The following is an 18080-nucleotide window of genomic DNA, read 5'->3' as shown; positions in this document are numbered from 1 at the left end:
AAATGATCAACTACAACCCTAAAGACTGGAGTACATTCATTTTTCATATTCACAAAAGCGATACGTTCAGAAAACTATGGCCATTGATGCTTGCTGTAGCTATTTTTTCGGGATTGGTTGCTTTTGCCGAATTGAGTTTTTTCCAACTTTCCAAAAGCAGCTATGTAACCAATGTTGGAATGATGCATAGTTTATTGGGCTTCGTGTTGTCATTGCTACTGGTTTTTAGAACCAACACAGCTTACGACAGATGGTGGGAAGGCAGAAAGTTGCTCGGATCTTTAACCAATGTAAGCCGTAACCTTGCAATGAAGATTAAGGCACTTAAATTAACAGATGAGGATGTTAAATTTTTCGAATATGGTATTCCTAAATATGCTTTCGGTTTAAAAGAGCACCTGCGTGAAAAAGTATATTTCGGAAAAAACAGTCTTTTAATCGAAGTTGAAGAAGGAAAACATATCCCAAACCAAATTGCCGGAAGCCTGATTAACAGACTATATGGTTTATTGGAAAAGGGTGCAATTTCACAAGAACAATTCATCGTGCTATCAAGCGATTTTAACCAGTTTACGGATATTTGCGGTGCTTGTGAACGGATTAAAAATACACCAATTCCATTTTCGTACAGTGCTTTTATCAAAAAATTTATTTTCATTTATGTTGTTACGCTACCATTTGGATGGGTGTTCAGTTTAGGCTATTTCGTTATACCGATTGTTCCCTTTATTCTCTATGTATTAGCAAGTTTGGAGCTGATAGCTGAAGAAATAGAAAACCCATTCGGCTACGATGCAAACGATCTTCCAGTGGATCAGATCTGCACGAATATTGAAAAACATGTAGGGGAGATTTTGGGCTGATGATTAAAATTGCCTGGCATCCGTTATATGCACATCCGCTACCTGAAGGCCATCGTTTCCCAATGTTGAAATACGAATTGATACCTGAACAGCTTTTACATGAAGGTACGATAGATGAGCACAATTTATTCAGCTCTGAGCCGGTTACGGAAGATATCATTCTATTGACGCATAAAAAAGCCTATTGGGAGCTGTTAAGAGACTTGACACTTTCAGCAAAAGATCAGAGAAGGATCGGTTTCCCTCTGAATGCGCAATTATTGGAACGGGAATTAAGGATTACACAAGGTACAATTGATGCTGCACATTATGCACTAAACAATGGGATTGCCTTTAATGTGGCTGGAGGTACGCATCATGCGGGTAGCGATTGGGGCGAAGGTTTCTGCATGTTAAATGATCAGGCCATAGCAGCTAACTATTTATTAAATAATGGTTTATCAAGTCGGATCTTAATCATAGATTTAGATGTACACCAGGGAAATGGAACAGCAGAAATTTTTAAATCAGAGCCTAAAGTATTTACTTTTTCAATGCATGGAGATAAAAATTTTCCTTTTAGAAAAGAAATTTCCAGTCTCGACGTTGCTTTAAACGATGGTGTGCAGGATGATGAATACCTTGCCATTTTAAAAGTAAACCTCAAAAAAGCTTTTGAACGTGCCAAACCAGATTTTGTGTTTTATTTATCAGGAGTAGATGTTCTTTCTACAGATAAGTTGGGTAAGCTCGCATTAAGCAAGGCTGCCTGTAAAGAACGCGACAGGTTAGTTTTACAAGCATGTAAGGATAAAAATTTGCCGGTTGAGGTAAGTATGGGTGGTGGTTATTCTACAGAAATTAAGGATATTGTAGATGCACATTGCAACACCTATCGCCTGGCTTTTGATTTATTTACTTAGGCAATGACGCAAAAACCATAATATCCTTATCTTCGCGGCAATATGTTGGAGATTATTTATCAGGATGAGCATTTAATTGCGATTAACAAACCTCATGGATTGTTGGTGCATCAATCACCAATTGCCAGAGATGCAACAGAATTTGCCCTTCAGTTGTTAAGAGATCAGGTTGGTAAGCATGTTAGTCCGGTTCATCGTCTTGACAGAAAGACTAGCGGAATATTGTTATTTGCTTTTGATAAGCCATCTGAAATTGCTATGCATCAGCAATTTATGAATACTGAAACAAATAAAAAATACCTAGCTATTTTACGCGGTTTCGCACCTGATACTATGGATATCGATTATCCTCTTGCAAAAGAAAATGGCACCATGCAGGATGCTTTCACTTCATTTATTACCCTACAACGAGCAGAAATCCCAGTAGCTTTTGGCAAACATCCAACTTCAAGGTACTCATTAATAGAAGCCACACCAAAAACCGGTAGAATGCACCAATTGAGAAGGCATTTTAGTCATATTCTGCATCCAATTATAGGCGACAGGACACATGGCTGCAACAAGCAGAATAAATTTTTTAAAGATCAGTGGGAAATGACCACCATGTTGTTACACGCATCTGAATTGGAGTTTGCGCATCCGGTTACCAAAGAAAGAATCCATTTAAAAGCCGCTATACACGACGAATTTAAGCGGGTAATGGATTTCATGAAAATGGATTACTAACACAATTTTTACCTTCAAAATCTGTTTATATAACATCTATGATTAAATACCTACGTTTTACACTTCCAGTTTTAGCGCTTTTTGCAGCAAGTTGTTCTTCAGTTTATATGCCAAACGTTCCAAATACACCAATGTTAAGCAAACAGGGTGAATTTAGTGGTGGTGCACACATCTCTTTAAAAGGCAATGCCAGTGTCAATGGCGCTTATGCCGTTTCCAATCATATTGGTGTGCTTTTTAGTGGCTCAAGAATGAACAGTGAAAGAAAAAGTAAAGATTTCGGACACAAACTAATTGAGATTGGCGGCGGATATTTCGATACATTTGGTCCGGATAACAATCGGATTATTGAGGTTTATGCAGGTGTAGGAAAAGGATGGAGCGACATTACCTTCCGCGATTATAAAAATGATGTGCTGATTAGCAGCGAATTACAGGAAGTAGATTACAGAAAAACATTTTTACAGGTAAACTACAGCTCGAAAAAGAAAAACAACCTGCGTTTATTTGGCACAGATTTCCCGATCAATTATGGTACTGCACTCAGAATTAGCCATGTTAAAATGGATAGGTTCTTTTTAAATGGCGTTGTTCAGCCAAAAGAAGACAATATTTTCTTTGAGCCAGTTTTCTTTACCCGCATGGCGCTAAGTAAAACCTTTCAATTACAATATACCACGAGTAGCAATATCGGTTTGAAAAACCGTAAATACATGTCTGCAGGAAATTCGATCTTTACTATTGGTGTTGTGGTTAATGTTGGTGGAAAGTAATAGCTGCTGTCATTCTGAATGTTGTGAAGAATGATCAATAATGGCTTTTCAACAGACTATCACTTACAGATTGCAAAGAACTATCATCTTTCCCGCGCAGGAGAAAATCTTTAAGCTTCTTGCATTACGAATCATGTTGGGAATGACGATCACTCGATAATGATCACCGCTTAAAAACTCATTTGTTATTAAACAAATTAAAGATCAACCTTTAGTGCCCTCGTCTTGTTCTGAAACCTTAAAAACAATAGGATAGAAGCTGTTAACAAACCCAGGGTTAATCCGTACCAAATGCCATTAACACCTAAATCAAACTTAAATCCGAGTATATATCCGATAGGAATTCCTACTACCCAGTAAGCCAGAAATGTTATAAAAGTAGGAATATTTACATCACCAATACCACGCAGTACACCTAAACCTACTACTTGGGTACCATCAAACAATTGAAAAAAGCCAGCAATAATTAATAACTGCGCTGCTATTGGAATAACGGCAGCATCTTCTGTATAAATGAACGGCATAATATTGTTTGCTAAAACAAAAATTACCGCTGTACAGCACATGAACAATAAAATAACATGATAACTGGCAATTGCAGATTTACGTAAATCATCAAAATTTTTCTTTCCAAAGTTATTACCTGTTTTAATGGTAGCGGCCGATGCCACCCCACTGGCAATCATATAAGTCATAGCGGCTAAACTAATGGCTATTTGATGCGCAGCCTGCTCTACTGCTCCGATTGTGCCAATTAATACTGCAGCACCACTAAAAGCACTAATTTCGAAAGAATATTGCATTGCAACAGGCATTCCGATTTTTGCAATTTTGATGGCTCTTAGCTTATCAATAAACGTAGCTTTAAAACTGATGAGGTATTTTTTAAAATGCTTAGAGCGTAATACATAAAAACACATTACTGTAGCCATTAAAACCCTGTCGATTAATGTACTTAACCCTACGCCGCTACCCCCATAGATTTAATGCCGAACATTCCTTTTACGAAAATAATTCCCAGGATAATGTTGAGCGCATTTCCCCAAATGGAAACGAACATGGCTTGTTTGGTAAAGCCTAATCCTTCTGCAAACTGTTTAAAAGTCTGAAAAATCAACAATGGGATAATTGAAATAGATAAAAGATTTAAGTAGGGTTTTGCGTAACGTACAACTTCTGGAGTTTGATCAAGGCGATCGATCACGAAAAGTATGCCCAATTGAACCAAAATATACAGAAATATGCCTACACAGATATTAATGATTAAACTGTTGGATAAAAGTTTTCCGCATTCATCATAGTTCTGCCGTCCATTTTCTTGTGCGATAAGCGGTGTTAATCCATAGGAGATACCCAGCCCGATTACTAAAATTAGCATAAAAATACTATTAACCAACGAAACAGCTGCCAATTGAATGGTATCCGTGAAATGACCTACAATAATGCTATCGGCCATGTGTACCAGCGTATGGCCAACCTGAGATCCTACAATTGGCAAGGCCAAATGAAGGTTTTCTTTATAATAAGGTTTATACTTGGTGTAAATTTTAGAAAACATAAGATTGCAAAGGTCGCGTTTTTAATGCTGAAATTACAGCTATGTAGAAAAGTTAATGTAGAAGGGGTGGAGGTCCATTCTTAGTTTTCCAAGTATGCGTCTTGCTGAATTTATTTCAGCATCTATTTCAAAAGAACAAATCGATTTAAAGATCCTGAAACGAGTTCAGGATGACGATTATATCTTCCATTCTTAATTTTCAACGTATGTGTCTTGCTGAATTTATTTCAGCATCTATTTCAACAAATCGATTTAAAGATCCTGAAAAGAGTTCAGGAAGACGATTTTATCTTCCATTCTTAATTTTCCAAATATGCGTCTTGCTGAATTTATTTCAGCATCTATTTTAACAAATCAATTTAAAGATCCTGAAACGAGTTCAGGAGGACGATTTTATCTTCCATTCTTAGTTTTCAAAGTAGGCGTCTTGCTGAATTTATTTCAGCATCTATTTCAACAAATCGATTTAAAGATCCTGAAACGAGTTCAGGAGGACGATTATGCTGAAAGCAATTCTATTAGGCAAAGATCTTGAAACGAGTTCAGAAAAACGATTTATAAAAAATATTTTATTAAATATTTACCTCACAGCAGTAAAATATTCCTCTTTTTCTGAGGTGTGCGATTTGATCACATTGGTCAGAATTAAATTAACCAATACTTTTTGTGCCTTGCGGTAAGAACTTCGTAATAGCTTACTAAATTCTTTTAATGTGATTTTTTGATTCTGTTCCAGGTATTCGAGTAGTTTTTTCTCATTTTCTGAATAAGAAATCAGTACACCATTGCTTTTGTATTCCTGCTTAAGCACTTCAATAATAATTCTACTGGCCAAAACACTTTTATCATCAATACGGATATATGCCCACCACTTTTTCTGGTCATCAAGCGCATAATGAGGCTTTGTATCACTTTCAGGAATATTTACAACAAGCACCAATTTATCATCTACATAAATTTCTTCAAAATAAGGCTCTATAGCTGGCTTGCAAAACTGGTGTGCAGAAGTTAAAATCATGTATTTTTCTTCTTCTTCTGATTTTACACCTTTTATAGATCCATCATCGGCCACACCAATTAATAATTTCCCACCCTTATTATTGGCAAAGGCCACTAAACTTTTCGCTATTTTTTCGGTACTGGTAATGGTTTTCTTAAAATCGAGCATCACACCTTCGCCCTGCAAAATTAAACTCTTAATACTCGGCATAATCTAAAAATTAGTAAGCAACTCTAGGCGCTTCGCCCTGATGTAAGTTTCGGATATATACTTCATTCATTACAGTGGCGCAAAGCTCACCGCTTTTATTGGTAATTTCCATTGGATAAGCTTTTACAAATTTTCCAACGGTTTTTAATGCGTGTTCTGCTTCGTTCAACATCTCATCACTTACAGTGATGGTAAAATACAAAGTAGAACGGCCCGGCTTTAAATATTGTATAGAAGCACTTTTTAACCAAACACGGACTTTAAAACCCCGCCTTTGCATCAACTGATCGAATAATAGGGCGTAAAACGGATCGGTTGCGGCATAAATAGTTCCACCAAAAATAGATCCGTTATAATTCTTATTTAAAAAACTTTTACTCAGCTTAACTGTGCAGCTTCTAAATTCATTTTCAAATTTTTGAACCCAAATGCGCTGAAAAAACAAAGGAGGGTAAAGGCGCATTACCCATTTCAGGGTATTTTGAGAAATAATCATACTTACTAATATCAGAAAGTTTTGCCACCTTTTAAAGTTTTACACCGCTTGATTTGGTAATATTTTGGTAATTAAGCGTTGAATGTTATTATAGCTGGCATTCACCTTCGCGAACTAATTAACGAGTGATATTGAATTAAAATAGTCAACAAGAAGTAAAAAAATTAAAACCAAATGATTGCATTGTTGTTTGGTTGATAGATAACAATAAAAAACTATGAAAAAAATAATCTTAAGTCTTGCTTTCGCGGGTTCTCTTATGATAGCCACTTCAGCATGCAATTCGTCAAAAAATATGGCTGGTTCTTCAGACAGTACAATGACGGATTCTTCAAAAGTAATGGACAGCACAAAGACGATGACTGACACAGCATCGAAAAAAATGCCTGATACCACAACAAAAATGCCACCTGATACTACTAAAAAAAATCCTCCAATGTAGGATGATAAAAGCCACTCCAGAAATAGAGTGGCTTTTATTTTTATAAAATCTATTTCAAATATTTGGGTTATTGTGTACTTTCAGCCTTTAAACCAAATATTAAATGGATCCTCAAGCCAAAACCAACAACCGTAATGTCATTTTCTTAGTCATTGTAGCCGCTCTGGGTTACTTCGTTGACATTTACGATCTCGTTTTATTCTCTGTTGTACGTTTAAAAAGCTTTACAGATATCGGTGTTTCCGCAGAACACATGCGTACTGAAGGCGAATATGTAATCAACATGCAAATGTTCGGATTATTGATCGGAGGATTAATATGGGGCATTATTGGCGATAAATTTGGAAGAATTAAAGTGCTGTTTGGTTCAATTTTAATGTATTCTGTTGCTAATATTGCCAATGGTTTCGCAACCGATGTTCATACTTACGCCATTATCAGACTCATAGCTGGTATTGGCCTTGCAGGAGAGCTAGGTGCTGGAATTACACTGGTTACCGAAACTATGGATAAAGAAAAACGTGGTTACGGAACAATGGTTGTTGCGGGGATTGGCTTATTAGGTGCAGCAGCAGCAGCTACCATTGGCAAACATTTCACCTGGCAAACCTCTTATTTTGTGGGAGGGGGCATGGGCCTTTTATTATTGCTTTTGCGTGTAGGCACCTTCGAATCGGGCATGTTTAAACACGCCGAACAAAGTACTGAAGTTTCTAAAGGCAATTTTTTTATGCTTTTTTCTGATCGAAAACGGTTTTTAAAATATCTCGCCTGTATTTGCTTAGGTCTTCCACTTTGGTTTATTGTAGGCATTTTAGTAACCCAATCGCCAGAAATAGGAAAAGCACTTGGGGCGAAAGATTTACTTAATGCAGGTACAGGTATTATGTATACCTATTTCGGAATTGCCATTGGTGATGTGGTTTGTGGCTTTTTAGCACAGGTATTAAAGTCAAGAAAAAAAACGGTATTAATTTTCCAAAGTCTCTCTGTGGTTACCGTCATTATATACCTTACCAGCACAGGTTTAACTGAAAGCACATTTATCTTAATTTGTTTGTTTATGGGATTTGCCGTTGGCTATTGGGCAACTTTTGTAACCATCGCTGCTGAGCAGTTTGGCACAAATATCCGTTCTACCGTAACCACAACAGCTCCAAACTTTGTACGCGGGGCCTTAATTCCAATCACATTCGTATTCGAATTTTTTGTTCACCATTACAGCATAGTCTCAGCTGCATTTATCGTAATGGGTATTGTAACAGTTATTGCTATGATTTCAGTTTCTTATTTGAAAGAAAGCTTTAATAAAGATCTCAATTATTTAGAAGAATAATAGTTCCGCCATAACCAATGTCAATAAAATGTACTATCTAAACATAAATCAATATAGCTGCTTTAATAGCCTTAAATTTGTATGGAAATAGAAGGAGCCATCATGTTCAAAGAAGAAGTAGCAGCGCGTTATAAGCAAATACAGGATGAAATTTGCAGGGGATTGGAAATTGCCGATGGCAAGGGTAAATTTGAAGAGGAACTTTGGGAGCGAACCGGTGGGGGAGGCGGCCGTACGCGGATTATGCAAAAAGGAGCAATTATTGAAAAAGGTGGTGTAAATTTTTCTGCAGTTTATGGTAAACTGCCCGAATCAGTAAAAAAAGCTTTTAATGTTACTGAAGATGATTTTTTTGCAACTGGTGTTTCGATTGTAATTCATCCGAATCATCCATTGGTTCCGATTATTCACATGAACATCCGCTATTTCGAATTGAATGAAGAAACACGTTGGTTTGGTGGTGGAATAGATTTAACGCCACATTATGTGTTTGAAAATGATGCCCGCTTTTTTCACCATAAACTAAAGCAAGCTTGCGACGATTTCAGCACTGATTTTTATTCGAAATTTAAAACGCACGCCGACGATTATTTCTTTATTAAACACCGTGAAGAAACCCGTGGAATTGGTGGGATTTTTTACGACCGACTAAAACCAGAAAACACAAACCTAAGCTGGGAACAGATTTTAGATTTCTCTGCAAATATTGGTGAAACATTTCTACCTATTTATACAGAACTGATTGACCGGAACCGTGATAAAGAATTTACCGAGGCACAGAAAGAATGGCAATATCAACGCCGTAGCCGTTATGTTGAGTTTAATTTAGTTTACGATTCGGGGACCAAATTCGGATTAGAAACCAACGGCCGGATAGAATCTATTTTAATGAGTTTACCTCCACAGGCCAACTGGGGCTATAATGTTCAGCCTGAGATCAATTCTGATGAATATAAAACCCAGCAACTGCTAAAAAAAGGAATTAATTGGATTTAGGATCAAAATAAAGTCAGCGGTGCCGATACCTTATGAAAACCAGGTTTTAATTTCCCAATGCGAAAATCATTTACAATGTTGTGTGCCATACGCGTTGGCTCAGGAATTCGATAATTCCCAACGCTATTTTTCATAATTTCCAAACCTTGTTCAGCCGTAATTAAATGACCGGCAGAAACATACACGGATTCGCAATTAATTTTTGTACGCAATGCAAAACCTAAGGTTTCACCATGACTGATGATTTTAGCAGTGCTTAATTTCTTATTTTCCGGAACATGGTTTTCGCCATGCAAAAGGCTTTTAGCGCAACCAATTGAAGCCTGATTTGCTAAAATTCCAAAATGTGAAGCAACACCCATGCGGCGTGGATGCAAAATTCCGTTACCATCCAATACAACAACATCGGGCTTATCATTTATCAAGGTCCAAACTTTTATTAACGCCGGAACTTCCTTAAAACCTAAAAATCCAGCTTTATAAGGAAAATTTGTTTCAAAAGTATCTATAGCAAAAGATTTCAAAATCATTTCCGGATAACTTAAGATCACAATTCCAGCGTACATGGTTGTACTGTTTTTATTGAAAGAAATATCTGCACCGGCAATGGTTTCAATTTTATCGATCGGCTGAAACTTTAATTGTTTAGCTAATTCATTTTGATATGCGGTAGCATCTTCAAAGCTGTAGTGATCGTACATGGGATATCTTATTTCTGTAAATCCTGCAAGCGTAATTTAATTTCATTTGAAGTGGGATTCAATTCACTGGCCTTTTTGTACAAAGCGATGGCTTTTTGCTTTTCTCCTTTCATTGTGTATGCTGCTCCCAAAGACATAAAAGCTCTTGAAGAGGATGGATAATTTACTGTATTCATTTCCAATATCTTTATGCCATTATTTATGGTTGTCGGACTTTTCACCAACCATTGCGCCAAGCCGTTGAAATATGCTTCATCAGGCAAAATTGGATAACCAAACCTTTGCGACAATCCTTTATAATGTTTCATAATAATCTCTGAATTTATCTTTTCATCACTTACAGGAGGAAGAGCCCATTGATGATATACAAATCGAAGTCCGTCATAGTATGTTTTAATAGGAACAGTCATATGGCTCTCCATAGGATAGCTCGTATATTCGAAATTTAATCCTTTTATGCTACGGCTTTTGAGTAGGGAATCAAACTTTAAAACATCTTTATGAAAAGGTGATTCTGGTGAAGAACCTTCATTTCCATCGCTAAAAAAAAGCGTTTTCGATAAAGATGATCCTGCTTTCAGTTTTTTATCAGCGAGTTTGAGAAGAAATTTCTGATCCCACCAGAAGGATGGGCTCACGGCAATATATGCGTTGAACATATCCGGATAATTAATCAGACAATTGATAGCCGTCAGACCACCAAATGAATGTCCTGCTAAAATGCGGTAAGGTTGAATTTTATAATTCGAATTAACATAGGGCAGGAGTTCTTTCTGAATAAATTGAAAAAAAAATTCATTTCCTCCGCTATTCTTATAAGGTGCATTAAGGGTGGTATCTGGTTTACCAGAATAGTCGAAATTGCTTTTTGACGGTGTGAGATCACGAACACGATTTGTATTTGTTATTCCTACAACAATCATTGGCGGGATAACATACACATCTTGCCGACTGAGGTATTTAGAATATTCTACCATTTGGGCGAAATGATTATCGGCATCCAGAACATAGATTACAGGATATCGTTTCTCAGAATTTATTGAATCTTTTGGCGTGTAGATCAAAATCTTTCGGTCTTCCTTAAGAATATCGGAATACATTGTTACAATTTCACCCTGATCAGATTTAATTTGTTCCACTTTTTGAGCATTTGTTTTAAATGAAAAAAGTAGAATTACGCATACACACACGAATTTAAAATAATTCAAAATTCTTGAGGAATTTATCTTAAGCAGTAAGTTTTGCATAATAGTTAGAATAAACAACGGATCAACAGCATTAAATATACAAATAACCATATAAATCAAAGCAATAGCACTATTTACTATTTGTCTTATAATTAATATTATGTTAAGTTGATATTTCTTTTACCACTCCTTTCCTAAAAAATCACTCGATAAATTATAATTCTTGAAGCCTGCGGTTAAGTTCCTGTACTTTATTTGTCGCTCCTTTTTTGGCGTAAATATCGATTAGCAACTGTACGGTTTTTTTATCATTAGGATTAATTTCATTTGCACGCTGTAAAGCAAATTGTGCACGATCAATCAGGCCTTTATATTTTTCATTTTTATCAGCGTCGTTTTTACTCAAAGTTTCGTTCGCTGTATTGATATAAGCTAAACTCAACTGATACAAAGCATCAAAATAGTTCTGATCGGTAGATAATGCTTTGTCGTAAGCTAAAATCGCTGTAGAATTGTTTCCTCCAACTTGTTGCAGGTAACCATACAGAAAATAAAGCAATTTGCTTCCCTTCTCAACTTTAAGGTTATTTTCAATTAAACCTTGTGCTTTGTTATAGTTTTCGGTATCCAATAATAAATTGATGTAATCATTGGTTAAAAAACGGTTGAAAGGATTTAGCACCAAACCATCTTCTAAAGTTTTAATTGCAGTTTCGTTTTCAGATTTTACGACATACATCTGTGCCATCTTTTGGAAAACAGATGGATTTCTGATGCCATTTTCTTTTGCCCTTTTAAAATACGTTAAAGATTCATCATAAGCCTGAATATTCAGCGCGCAAATTGCGGTATTTAAAGCTAATGTGGTATCTGCTGGGAAATTATCACAAACTTCTTTTAAATCTGCATAAGCTTCTTTAAAATCATTATTGAAGTAAGCTTCATTGCCTTTATCCTGTTTTTTTATCAGAATATTATGATCTGATGCTTTAATTAGGCCTCCATTGTCATCATAACGGTCTAAAGATTTTGCTTTTGTTACCGCTTCAATAGCCGCATCATAAAATTTGTTCGCATTATTCGGATCATTATCTATTAAAGAAGCAAAAGATGTTAAATAAGATTTTATAGACCAGGTTTCGCCCCAATTTTTGGTTTTATTATCTTTTTCTGCTGATTCTATTGCTTTTAAGCCTTCTGTAATAATCGACAATTGCTTTTTTTCATCTTCTTTATTCGCGATTGATGCCTGAAGCTTACCAACTGAATTTCTGGCAATAAGAATCTGGCTTTTTTGAGCCATAGCATTAAAAGAGACGAAAATTAAAGCGGTCAATGATAGTTTAAGGCAATTTTGCATAATTTGAACAATGTTGTAAAACCGTAATAATTGATAAAAATAAACATAAAAAAAAGAGCCCCGAAATTTCAGGGCTCTTTTTTTAAATCGATGATGAATAATTATTGCTTAGGTAAAGCGTCTAAACGTTTTTTAATGTCATCATAATTTTTAGTATCATTTCTAAATGCATAGATCGTTTTTAACGTTTCCAATGCACCTTGGTTTTTAGCATCAACCTCTAAGGCTTTTTTATAAAAAGGAAGAGATTTATCTAATAAAGCATTCATTTTACCGGTAACTTCATTAAATTCTTTTACTTTTTTAGGATCGATTTTATTACGGTCTGCTTGTAATTTCAAAGCTTGCGTAAAATAAATATTTCCCAATAAAACCTGATAATTAGGGTTATTTGGCTCTTTTGCTGCCAAAGCATTTAACATCTGCTCAGATTTTGCCGCATCACCCCTATTAATATAAATCTGGGTTTCAGTTTTGATCCACTCAGCATTGTCAGGAAATTTAGCGGTTGCTTCTTTAATCGTTGCCAATGCTGCAGTTGTATCTTTCTGTTTGCTCAAATTAGCATTAATAATTTCAGAGTAAAGATCTTTAGACTGAGGTGAATTTAACGAGATTACTTTTTTAAATTGAGTAATCATGTTAGGATAATCTTCAATGTTTCTAGCTGCGATACCTGCATTTAAATACATTGCTGTATCGTTAGGATTGATTAACGTTGCTGCAACAAATTTTTCGTAAGCAGTTTTGTAATCCTTTTTATTATAAGCAATTACACCACCATTTCTTACGGCATTGCTAATATTGGTTTCAGCTAAAGTGATGTTTTCTTTTTCACCTCCTTTTGTATCTAATTTTTTGGCTTCAACAACTGCTTCCTGAGCAATTTTTAAGTTTTTATCAGCATTTGCTGTACTTGTTGAATCTAAAATAGCTGTAGAAGAAGCAAATAAAGCACGATAACTCCATGCCTCAGGCATTACTTTAGATTTTTCATCAGCAATGGCTTTATCTGTATGTGCCAATCCTTTTGCTAAAGATTCAAGCTTTTTTGCCAACGGTGTTGATGCACTTGAAGAAGTTAGCTGGAATAAACCCCAGTCGTTTTTCGCCGCGGTTACTTCACTTTTCTGAGCAAATGCAGAGCTCACCGCACCTGCTAGAACTATACTTAGAAATACTCTTTTCATAATTTTTATTCTAATCTTAATTTTAATTAATTTTCTTCTTCCGTTTCGTTATCTGAATCACCTTCTTCTTCGTCAGCATCTTCAGCTTCAGGAGTTGTATCGGCTTCAATTTCTTCTCCGTCAGTAACCACAACATCTGCTAAATCTACTGTTTCTTCCTCATCCTCTTCATGATCAATCTTCGTTACCGAAGCAATTTCATCATCACCTTTTAATGATATCAGGCGAACACCTTGTGTGGCGCGGCCCATTACCCTTAAAGCTGAAACAGGAATCCGGATTACAATGCCCGAACGGTTAATGATCATCAAATCTTCGCTATCAGTAACGTCTTTAATCGAAACTAATTGTCCGGTTTTTTCAGTAACATTAATTGTTTTTACCCCTTTACCTCCACGGTTGGTTACACGGTAATCTTCAATATCGGTACGTTTACCATAACCTTTTTCTGATACTACTAACACCGTAACTTCAGGATTGTTTACAGCAATCATGCCAACAACTTCATCCTGATCGTGTGCAAGCCTTACACCACGCACTCCAGTTGCTGTTCTTCCCATCGGACGAACGGTTTTTTCATTGAAACGGATTGCCCTACCTGATCTTAAAGCCATTACAATCTCACTTTCGCCATTGGTTAAGCATGCTTCCAATAATACATCGCCATCATTAATGTTAATGGCGTTAATACCATTTACCCGCGGACGTGAATAAGCCTCAAGAGAAGTTTTCTTTATGGTACCTTTTTTAGTACACATAATGATGAAATTGTTCTCTAAATACTCCTGGTCTTTTAAGTTTTTAACTTTAATATACGCTTTGATTTTCTCTTCTTTCGGAATGTTGATGATGTTCTGGATCGCTCTTCCTTTACTGGTTCTTGAACCTTCCGGAATTTCGTAAACCCTCAACCAGAAACATCTTCCTGCCTCAGTAAAGAACAACATATAGTTATGGTTGGTAGCCACGAGCATGTGCTCAATAAAATCTTCATTTCTTGAAGTACTGCCTTTTGATCCTTTACCACCTCTACCCTGTGCCCTGAATTCGGTTGCTGGTGTACGTTTAACATAACCTTCGTGAGAAATCGTGATTACCACCTCTTCATCATCGATGAAATCTTCCATGCTCATATCCTCAGCCGAGTGAACGATAGTTGTTCTACGCTCATCTCCAAACTTCTGGCGGATTTCTGCTAACTCATCTTTGATGATCTGCATACGCAAACCTTCATCAGCCAAGATAGATTTTAAATGTTCGATGGTTTTCATTAACTCAGCATACTCTTCTTTGATCTTATCACGCTCTAGTCCTGTTAAACGACGAAGCGTCATATCCAGAATTGCACGGGCCTGAATATCGCTCAATCCGAATTTTTCCATTAAGCCTAAACGGGCATCTTCTGGTGTTTCGGAAGCACGGATTAATTTAATAACTTCATCTAAATGATCTAAAGCAATTAAATAACCTTCTAAAATGTGTGCACGTTTTTCGGCTTCTGATAATTCGTAACGGGTACGGCGAACAATAACATCATGGCGGTGATCTACAAAATGCACAATTAAATCCTTTAGATTTAGCATTTGCGGACGGCCTTTTACCAATGCAATATTATTTACACTGAAAGATGTTTGTAAAGCAGTATACTTATATAAGTTGTTTAAAACGATAGAGGCGTTTGCATCGCGTTTAATTTCGTAAACAATGCGGATACCATCTTTATTGGATTCATCTTTAATGTTAGAAATCCCTTCCAGTTTTTTCTCGCCAACCAACTCAGCAGTACGCTCAATCATTTGTGCTTTGTTAACCTGGTAAGGAATTTCAGTAACAATAATTACTTCGCGTTCCTTAATGCTTTCGATTTCGGCTTTTGCACGCATTACAATACGGCCACGCCCGGTTTCAAAAGCTTCTTTAACACCTGTATAACCGTAAATAATACCACCTGTAGGGAAATCAGGGGCTTTTACAAACTTCATCAGTTCCTCGATAGTGATATCTCTATTATCAATATAATTTACAACACCATCAATTACTTCTGTTAAATTGTGTGGTGCCATGTTGGTGGCCATACCTACAGCAATACCTGATGATCCGTTAACCAATAAGTTAGGAATTTTTGCAGGTAAAACAGTTGGCTCCTGTAAGGTATCATCAAAGTTTAACTGAAAATCTACAGTATCTTTATTGATATCGGCAAGCATTTCTTCAGCAATTTTAGAAAAACGTGCCTCAGTATAACGCATTGCAGCCGGAGAGTCGCCATCAATGTGACCAAAGTTTCCCTGTCCATCTACCATCGGATAACGCAAGCTCCAATCCTGAGCCATACGAACCATGGTAAAATAAACAGATGCATCACCATGCGGGTGATATTTACCCAAAACCTCCCCTACAATACGGGCAGATTTTTTATGGGGTTTATTACTGGTTACACCAAGATCGAGCATACCATATAAAACACGGCGGTGTACCGGTTTTAATCCATCGCGTACATCAGGCAAAGCCCTCGATACGATTACCGACATTGAATAATCAATGTAGGCCGATTTCATCTGCTCCTCTATATTAATTTGAATGATTTTGTCGTTCTGCTGATTTTCTAAATCTTCTGCCATAAATTATTATTCTCGTTACTTAAAACGATATTAAAAAAGGGTATTACTATAACCTTGCGAATTTAACAAAATTTAGCCGAATTAAGGCATTGTGGAAAAGTTTTGACCTTTGTTATAGGTTTTTTATTCCCAGTGAGATTTTAATTTATTGAAGGCCAGTTTAACGAGTTTACAGCATTTACAAAAAAAAATGGTTTGTAAGTTTTTTTGTAAATGTGAGGTTCTATTTTAGTGGCGGTCTGCAGTCCTGCTATCGCTGCAAGTCCTCACTCGTACCTCATTGCGGGCTTTCCGCTATATCAGGTTTATAAACAGTGGCCAGTATCATATTTAGATCTAAACCTCGCAGGTTTCAAAAACCTACTAGGTTTGTAATTGAGTTTGTAGAGAACTAAAATTTACATTGTTAACTAATTCTGATACTTTTGTTTTTCAACCTGATCTACGATGGCAAATACGAAGAAATCTGCAATGAGTTTTATTATGGTTACCCTCCTGATTGATTTTACAGGTTTTGGGTTGATTATTCCTGTATTACCAAAACTTATACAGGATTTTACCGGAGGCGGTTTCGGCCTGGCTGCAGAGTATGGCGGTTGGCTTACATTGGCTTATGCATCGGTTCAATTTATATTTTCGCCAATTATCGGAGCAATGAGCGACCGGTACGGCCGCAGACCTGTATTATTAAGCTCTTTATTCGGCCTCGGTATCGATTATATCTTTTTAGCCTTCGCCCCTTCTATCATCTGGTTATTTGTAGGCAGAATTATAGCTGGCATTACCGGTGCCAGTTTCACTACAGCGCAAGCTTATATTGCTGATGTTTCGCCGCCTGAAAAGAGAGCGCAAAATTTTGGTTTGGTTGGGGCAGCATTTGGCGTTGGGTTTATCCTTGGTCCGGTATTAGGAGGTGTTTTTAGTCATTTCGGCACTCGGGTTCCTTTCATGATTGCTGCTGGTTTATCATTAATCAACTGGCTTTATGGTTATTTTATATTACCAGAATCTTTACCCGTGGATAAACGAAGGGCTTTCGACTGGAAAAGAGCAAACCCGGTTGGTTCATTGTTGAGTATTGGTAAATATCCTGCGTTATTAGGCTTAATGGCAACATTATTCTTATTGTATTTCTCTAGCCACTCTGTTCAATCCAACTGGACATTTTATACGATGGAAAAATTTAAATGGGATGCTGCATGGGTTGGTTATTCGTTAGGCTTTGTGGGTTTGGTAATCGGTATTGTTCAGGGTGGGTTAATCCGGATTATCCTTCCAAAAATTGGAGAAAAGAAAGCTGTTTATTTTGGATTGATTTTATATGTAATCGGTTTTGTTGCATTTGCATTTGCCAGTAAAGGCTGGATGATGTTTGCTTTTATGGTTCCTTATGGCTTGGCGGGTATCGGTGGACCAGCGATGCAGGGGTTAATCTCCAATCAAATTCCGTCAAATGCTCAAGGTGAAATGCAGGGCGTTTTAACGGGGCTACAAAGTTTAGCAGCCATATTTGCCCCTTGGGTAATGACACATATTTTCGCTTATTTTATTGAAGGGAAAGCACCAGTTTACTTTCCGGGCGCACCATTTATACTCAGTGCGGTTTTAACTTTAATCGGTTTGTTTATCTGTTTAAGAAGCTTGAAGAAATACCATTAAATTGAAACAAGCGTCAATCCCACGCAGGCGGGAATCTTAATGCATTAGGATTCCCTATCA

Annotated in this window: 15 protein-coding genes and 1 pseudogene; 8 read left to right on the top strand and 8 right to left on the bottom strand. The window is 36.7% G+C overall.

All coding sequences use genetic code 11. The features are described from left to right. Positions 1–2 precede the first annotated feature (2 nt). From ASE74_RS21260 to ASE74_RS21245, 4 genes are read left to right on the top strand one after another with little or no spacing between them, the layout of a single operon-like run. On the top strand, positions 3–863 hold the full coding sequence (locus ASE74_RS21260) for a bestrophin family protein (RefSeq protein WP_055913722.1): 861 nt from the start codon (positions 3–5) through the stop codon (positions 861–863). Further along, positions 863–1765 (top strand): histone deacetylase, encoded by a 903-nt coding sequence (locus ASE74_RS21255; RefSeq protein WP_055913719.1) that lies wholly within the window; start codon positions 863–865, stop codon positions 1763–1765. The genes ASE74_RS21260 and ASE74_RS21255 overlap by 1 nt, the downstream gene beginning before the upstream one ends. Before the next feature lie 42 nt (positions 1766–1807). Further along, on the top strand, positions 1808–2491 hold the full coding sequence (locus tag ASE74_RS21250) for a pseudouridine synthase (protein WP_055913716.1): 684 nt from the start codon (positions 1808–1810) through the stop codon (positions 2489–2491). A gap of 38 nt (positions 2492–2529) precedes the next feature. Beyond that, the gene (locus ASE74_RS21245) at positions 2530–3264 is read left to right on the top strand and encodes a hypothetical protein (protein WP_055913713.1); all 735 of its coding nucleotides are present in this window, start codon (positions 2530–2532) and stop codon (positions 3262–3264) included. A 197-nt stretch (positions 3265–3461) separates the two neighbouring features. On the opposite strand, the pseudogene ASE74_RS21240 reads toward ASE74_RS21245, so the two are convergent. The 3 genes and pseudogenes from ASE74_RS21240 to ASE74_RS21225 all read right to left on the bottom strand — a co-directional run bounded on the left by ASE74_RS21240 (position 3462) and on the right by ASE74_RS21225 (position 6528). Next, positions 3462–4822, bottom strand: a pseudogene (locus tag ASE74_RS21240) (MATE family efflux transporter). Positions 4823–5402: 580 nt separating this feature from the next. Then, complete coding sequence (locus ASE74_RS21230) at positions 5403–6032, bottom strand: helix-turn-helix domain-containing protein (RefSeq protein WP_055913705.1); 630 nt, start codon at positions 6030–6032, stop codon at positions 5403–5405. A 10-nt stretch (positions 6033–6042) separates the two neighbouring features. After that, positions 6043–6528 carry a DUF4442 domain-containing protein gene (locus ASE74_RS21225; RefSeq protein WP_055913702.1) on the bottom strand — a complete coding sequence of 162 codons (486 nt, stop codon included), beginning with the start codon at positions 6526–6528 and terminating at the stop codon, positions 6043–6045. 217 nt (positions 6529–6745) lie between these two features. On the opposite strand from ASE74_RS21225, the gene ASE74_RS21220 reads away from it, so the two are divergent. From ASE74_RS21220 to hemF, 3 genes are all read left to right on the top strand, one after another. Continuing rightward, positions 6746–6970, top strand: coding sequence for a hypothetical protein (locus tag ASE74_RS21220; protein WP_055913699.1), 225 nt, complete (start codon positions 6746–6748; stop codon positions 6968–6970). A 103-nt stretch (positions 6971–7073) separates the two neighbouring features. After that, positions 7074–8306 carry an MFS transporter gene (locus tag ASE74_RS21215; protein ID WP_055913696.1) on the top strand — a complete coding sequence of 411 codons (1233 nt, stop codon included), beginning with the start codon at positions 7074–7076 and terminating at the stop codon, positions 8304–8306. Positions 8307–8387: 81 nt separating this feature from the next. Next, the gene (hemF, locus tag ASE74_RS21210) at positions 8388–9302 is read left to right on the top strand and encodes an oxygen-dependent coproporphyrinogen oxidase (RefSeq protein ID WP_369800211.1); all 915 of its coding nucleotides are present in this window, start codon (positions 8388–8390) and stop codon (positions 9300–9302) included. 2 nt (positions 9303–9304) lie between these two features. On the opposite strand, the gene ASE74_RS21205 is transcribed toward hemF, so the two are convergent. The 5 genes from ASE74_RS21205 to gyrA form a co-directional block, all read right to left on the bottom strand. Next, positions 9305–10003: an endonuclease V gene (locus ASE74_RS21205; protein ID WP_055913693.1), complete on the bottom strand. Its 699-nt coding sequence runs from the start codon at positions 10001–10003 to the stop codon at positions 9305–9307. Positions 10004–10011: 8 nt separating this feature from the next. Then, on the bottom strand, positions 10012–11142 hold the full coding sequence (locus ASE74_RS21200; protein ID WP_162235831.1) for an alpha/beta hydrolase-fold protein: 1131 nt from the start codon (positions 11140–11142) through the stop codon (positions 10012–10014). A 262-nt stretch (positions 11143–11404) separates the two neighbouring features. Next, the gene (locus ASE74_RS21195; RefSeq protein WP_235526190.1) at positions 11405–12493 is read right to left on the bottom strand and encodes a lipopolysaccharide assembly protein LapB; all 1089 of its coding nucleotides are present in this window, start codon (positions 12491–12493) and stop codon (positions 11405–11407) included. A 158-nt stretch (positions 12494–12651) separates the two neighbouring features. Beyond that, positions 12652–13608 carry a lipopolysaccharide assembly protein LapB gene (locus tag ASE74_RS21190; RefSeq protein ID WP_235526189.1) on the bottom strand — a complete coding sequence of 319 codons (957 nt, stop codon included), beginning with the start codon at positions 13606–13608 and terminating at the stop codon, positions 12652–12654. 158 nt (positions 13609–13766) lie between these two features. After that, positions 13767–16361 carry a DNA gyrase subunit A gene (gene gyrA, locus ASE74_RS21185; protein WP_055913681.1) on the bottom strand — a complete coding sequence of 865 codons (2595 nt, stop codon included), beginning with the start codon at positions 16359–16361 and terminating at the stop codon, positions 13767–13769. Between the two features lie 447 nt (positions 16362–16808). On the opposite strand from gyrA, the gene ASE74_RS21180 reads away from it, so the two are divergent. Beyond that, complete coding sequence (locus tag ASE74_RS21180) at positions 16809–18020, top strand: TCR/Tet family MFS transporter (RefSeq protein ID WP_055913678.1); 1212 nt, start codon at positions 16809–16811, stop codon at positions 18018–18020. Positions 18021–18080 lie beyond the last annotated feature (60 nt).

Source organism: Pedobacter sp. Leaf216 (assembly GCF_001421515.1).
Taxonomy (GTDB): domain Bacteria; phylum Bacteroidota; class Bacteroidia; order Sphingobacteriales; family Sphingobacteriaceae; genus Pedobacter.
The sequence above is the reverse complement of the archived record's forward strand: the minus strand, read 5'-3'. Positions and strand labels throughout refer to the sequence as shown.

Bases quoted from the DNA above. Each gene is read 5' to 3' on its own strand.
- ASE74_RS21260 (WP_055913722.1), top strand. From the start codon at position 3: ATGATCAACTACAACCCTAAAGACTGGAGTACATTCATTTTTCATATT.
- ASE74_RS21255 (WP_055913719.1), top strand. From the start codon at position 863: ATGATTAAAATTGCCTGGCATCCGTTATATGCACATCCGCTACCTGAA.
- ASE74_RS21250 (WP_055913716.1), top strand. From the start codon at position 1,808: ATGTTGGAGATTATTTATCAGGATGAGCATTTAATTGCGATTAACAAA.
- ASE74_RS21245 (WP_055913713.1), top strand. From the start codon at position 2,530: ATGATTAAATACCTACGTTTTACACTTCCAGTTTTAGCGCTTTTTGCA.
- ASE74_RS21230 (WP_055913705.1), bottom strand. From the start codon at position 6,032: ATGCCGAGTATTAAGAGTTTAATTTTGCAGGGCGAAGGTGTGATGCTC.
- ASE74_RS21225 (WP_055913702.1), bottom strand. From the start codon at position 6,528: ATGATTATTTCTCAAAATACCCTGAAATGGGTAATGCGCCTTTACCCT.
- ASE74_RS21220 (WP_055913699.1), top strand. From the start codon at position 6,746: ATGAAAAAAATAATCTTAAGTCTTGCTTTCGCGGGTTCTCTTATGATA.
- ASE74_RS21215 (WP_055913696.1), top strand. From the start codon at position 7,074: ATGGATCCTCAAGCCAAAACCAACAACCGTAATGTCATTTTCTTAGTC.
- hemF (WP_369800211.1), top strand. From the start codon at position 8,388: ATGGAAATAGAAGGAGCCATCATGTTCAAAGAAGAAGTAGCAGCGCGT.
- ASE74_RS21205 (WP_055913693.1), bottom strand. From the start codon at position 10,003: ATGTACGATCACTACAGCTTTGAAGATGCTACCGCATATCAAAATGAA.
- ASE74_RS21195 (WP_235526190.1), bottom strand. From the start codon at position 12,493: ATGGCTCAAAAAAGCCAGATTCTTATTGCCAGAAATTCAGTTGGTAAG.
- gyrA (WP_055913681.1), bottom strand. From the start codon at position 16,361: ATGGCAGAAGATTTAGAAAATCAGCAGAACGACAAAATCATTCAAATT.
- ASE74_RS21180 (WP_055913678.1), top strand. From the start codon at position 16,809: ATGGCAAATACGAAGAAATCTGCAATGAGTTTTATTATGGTTACCCTC.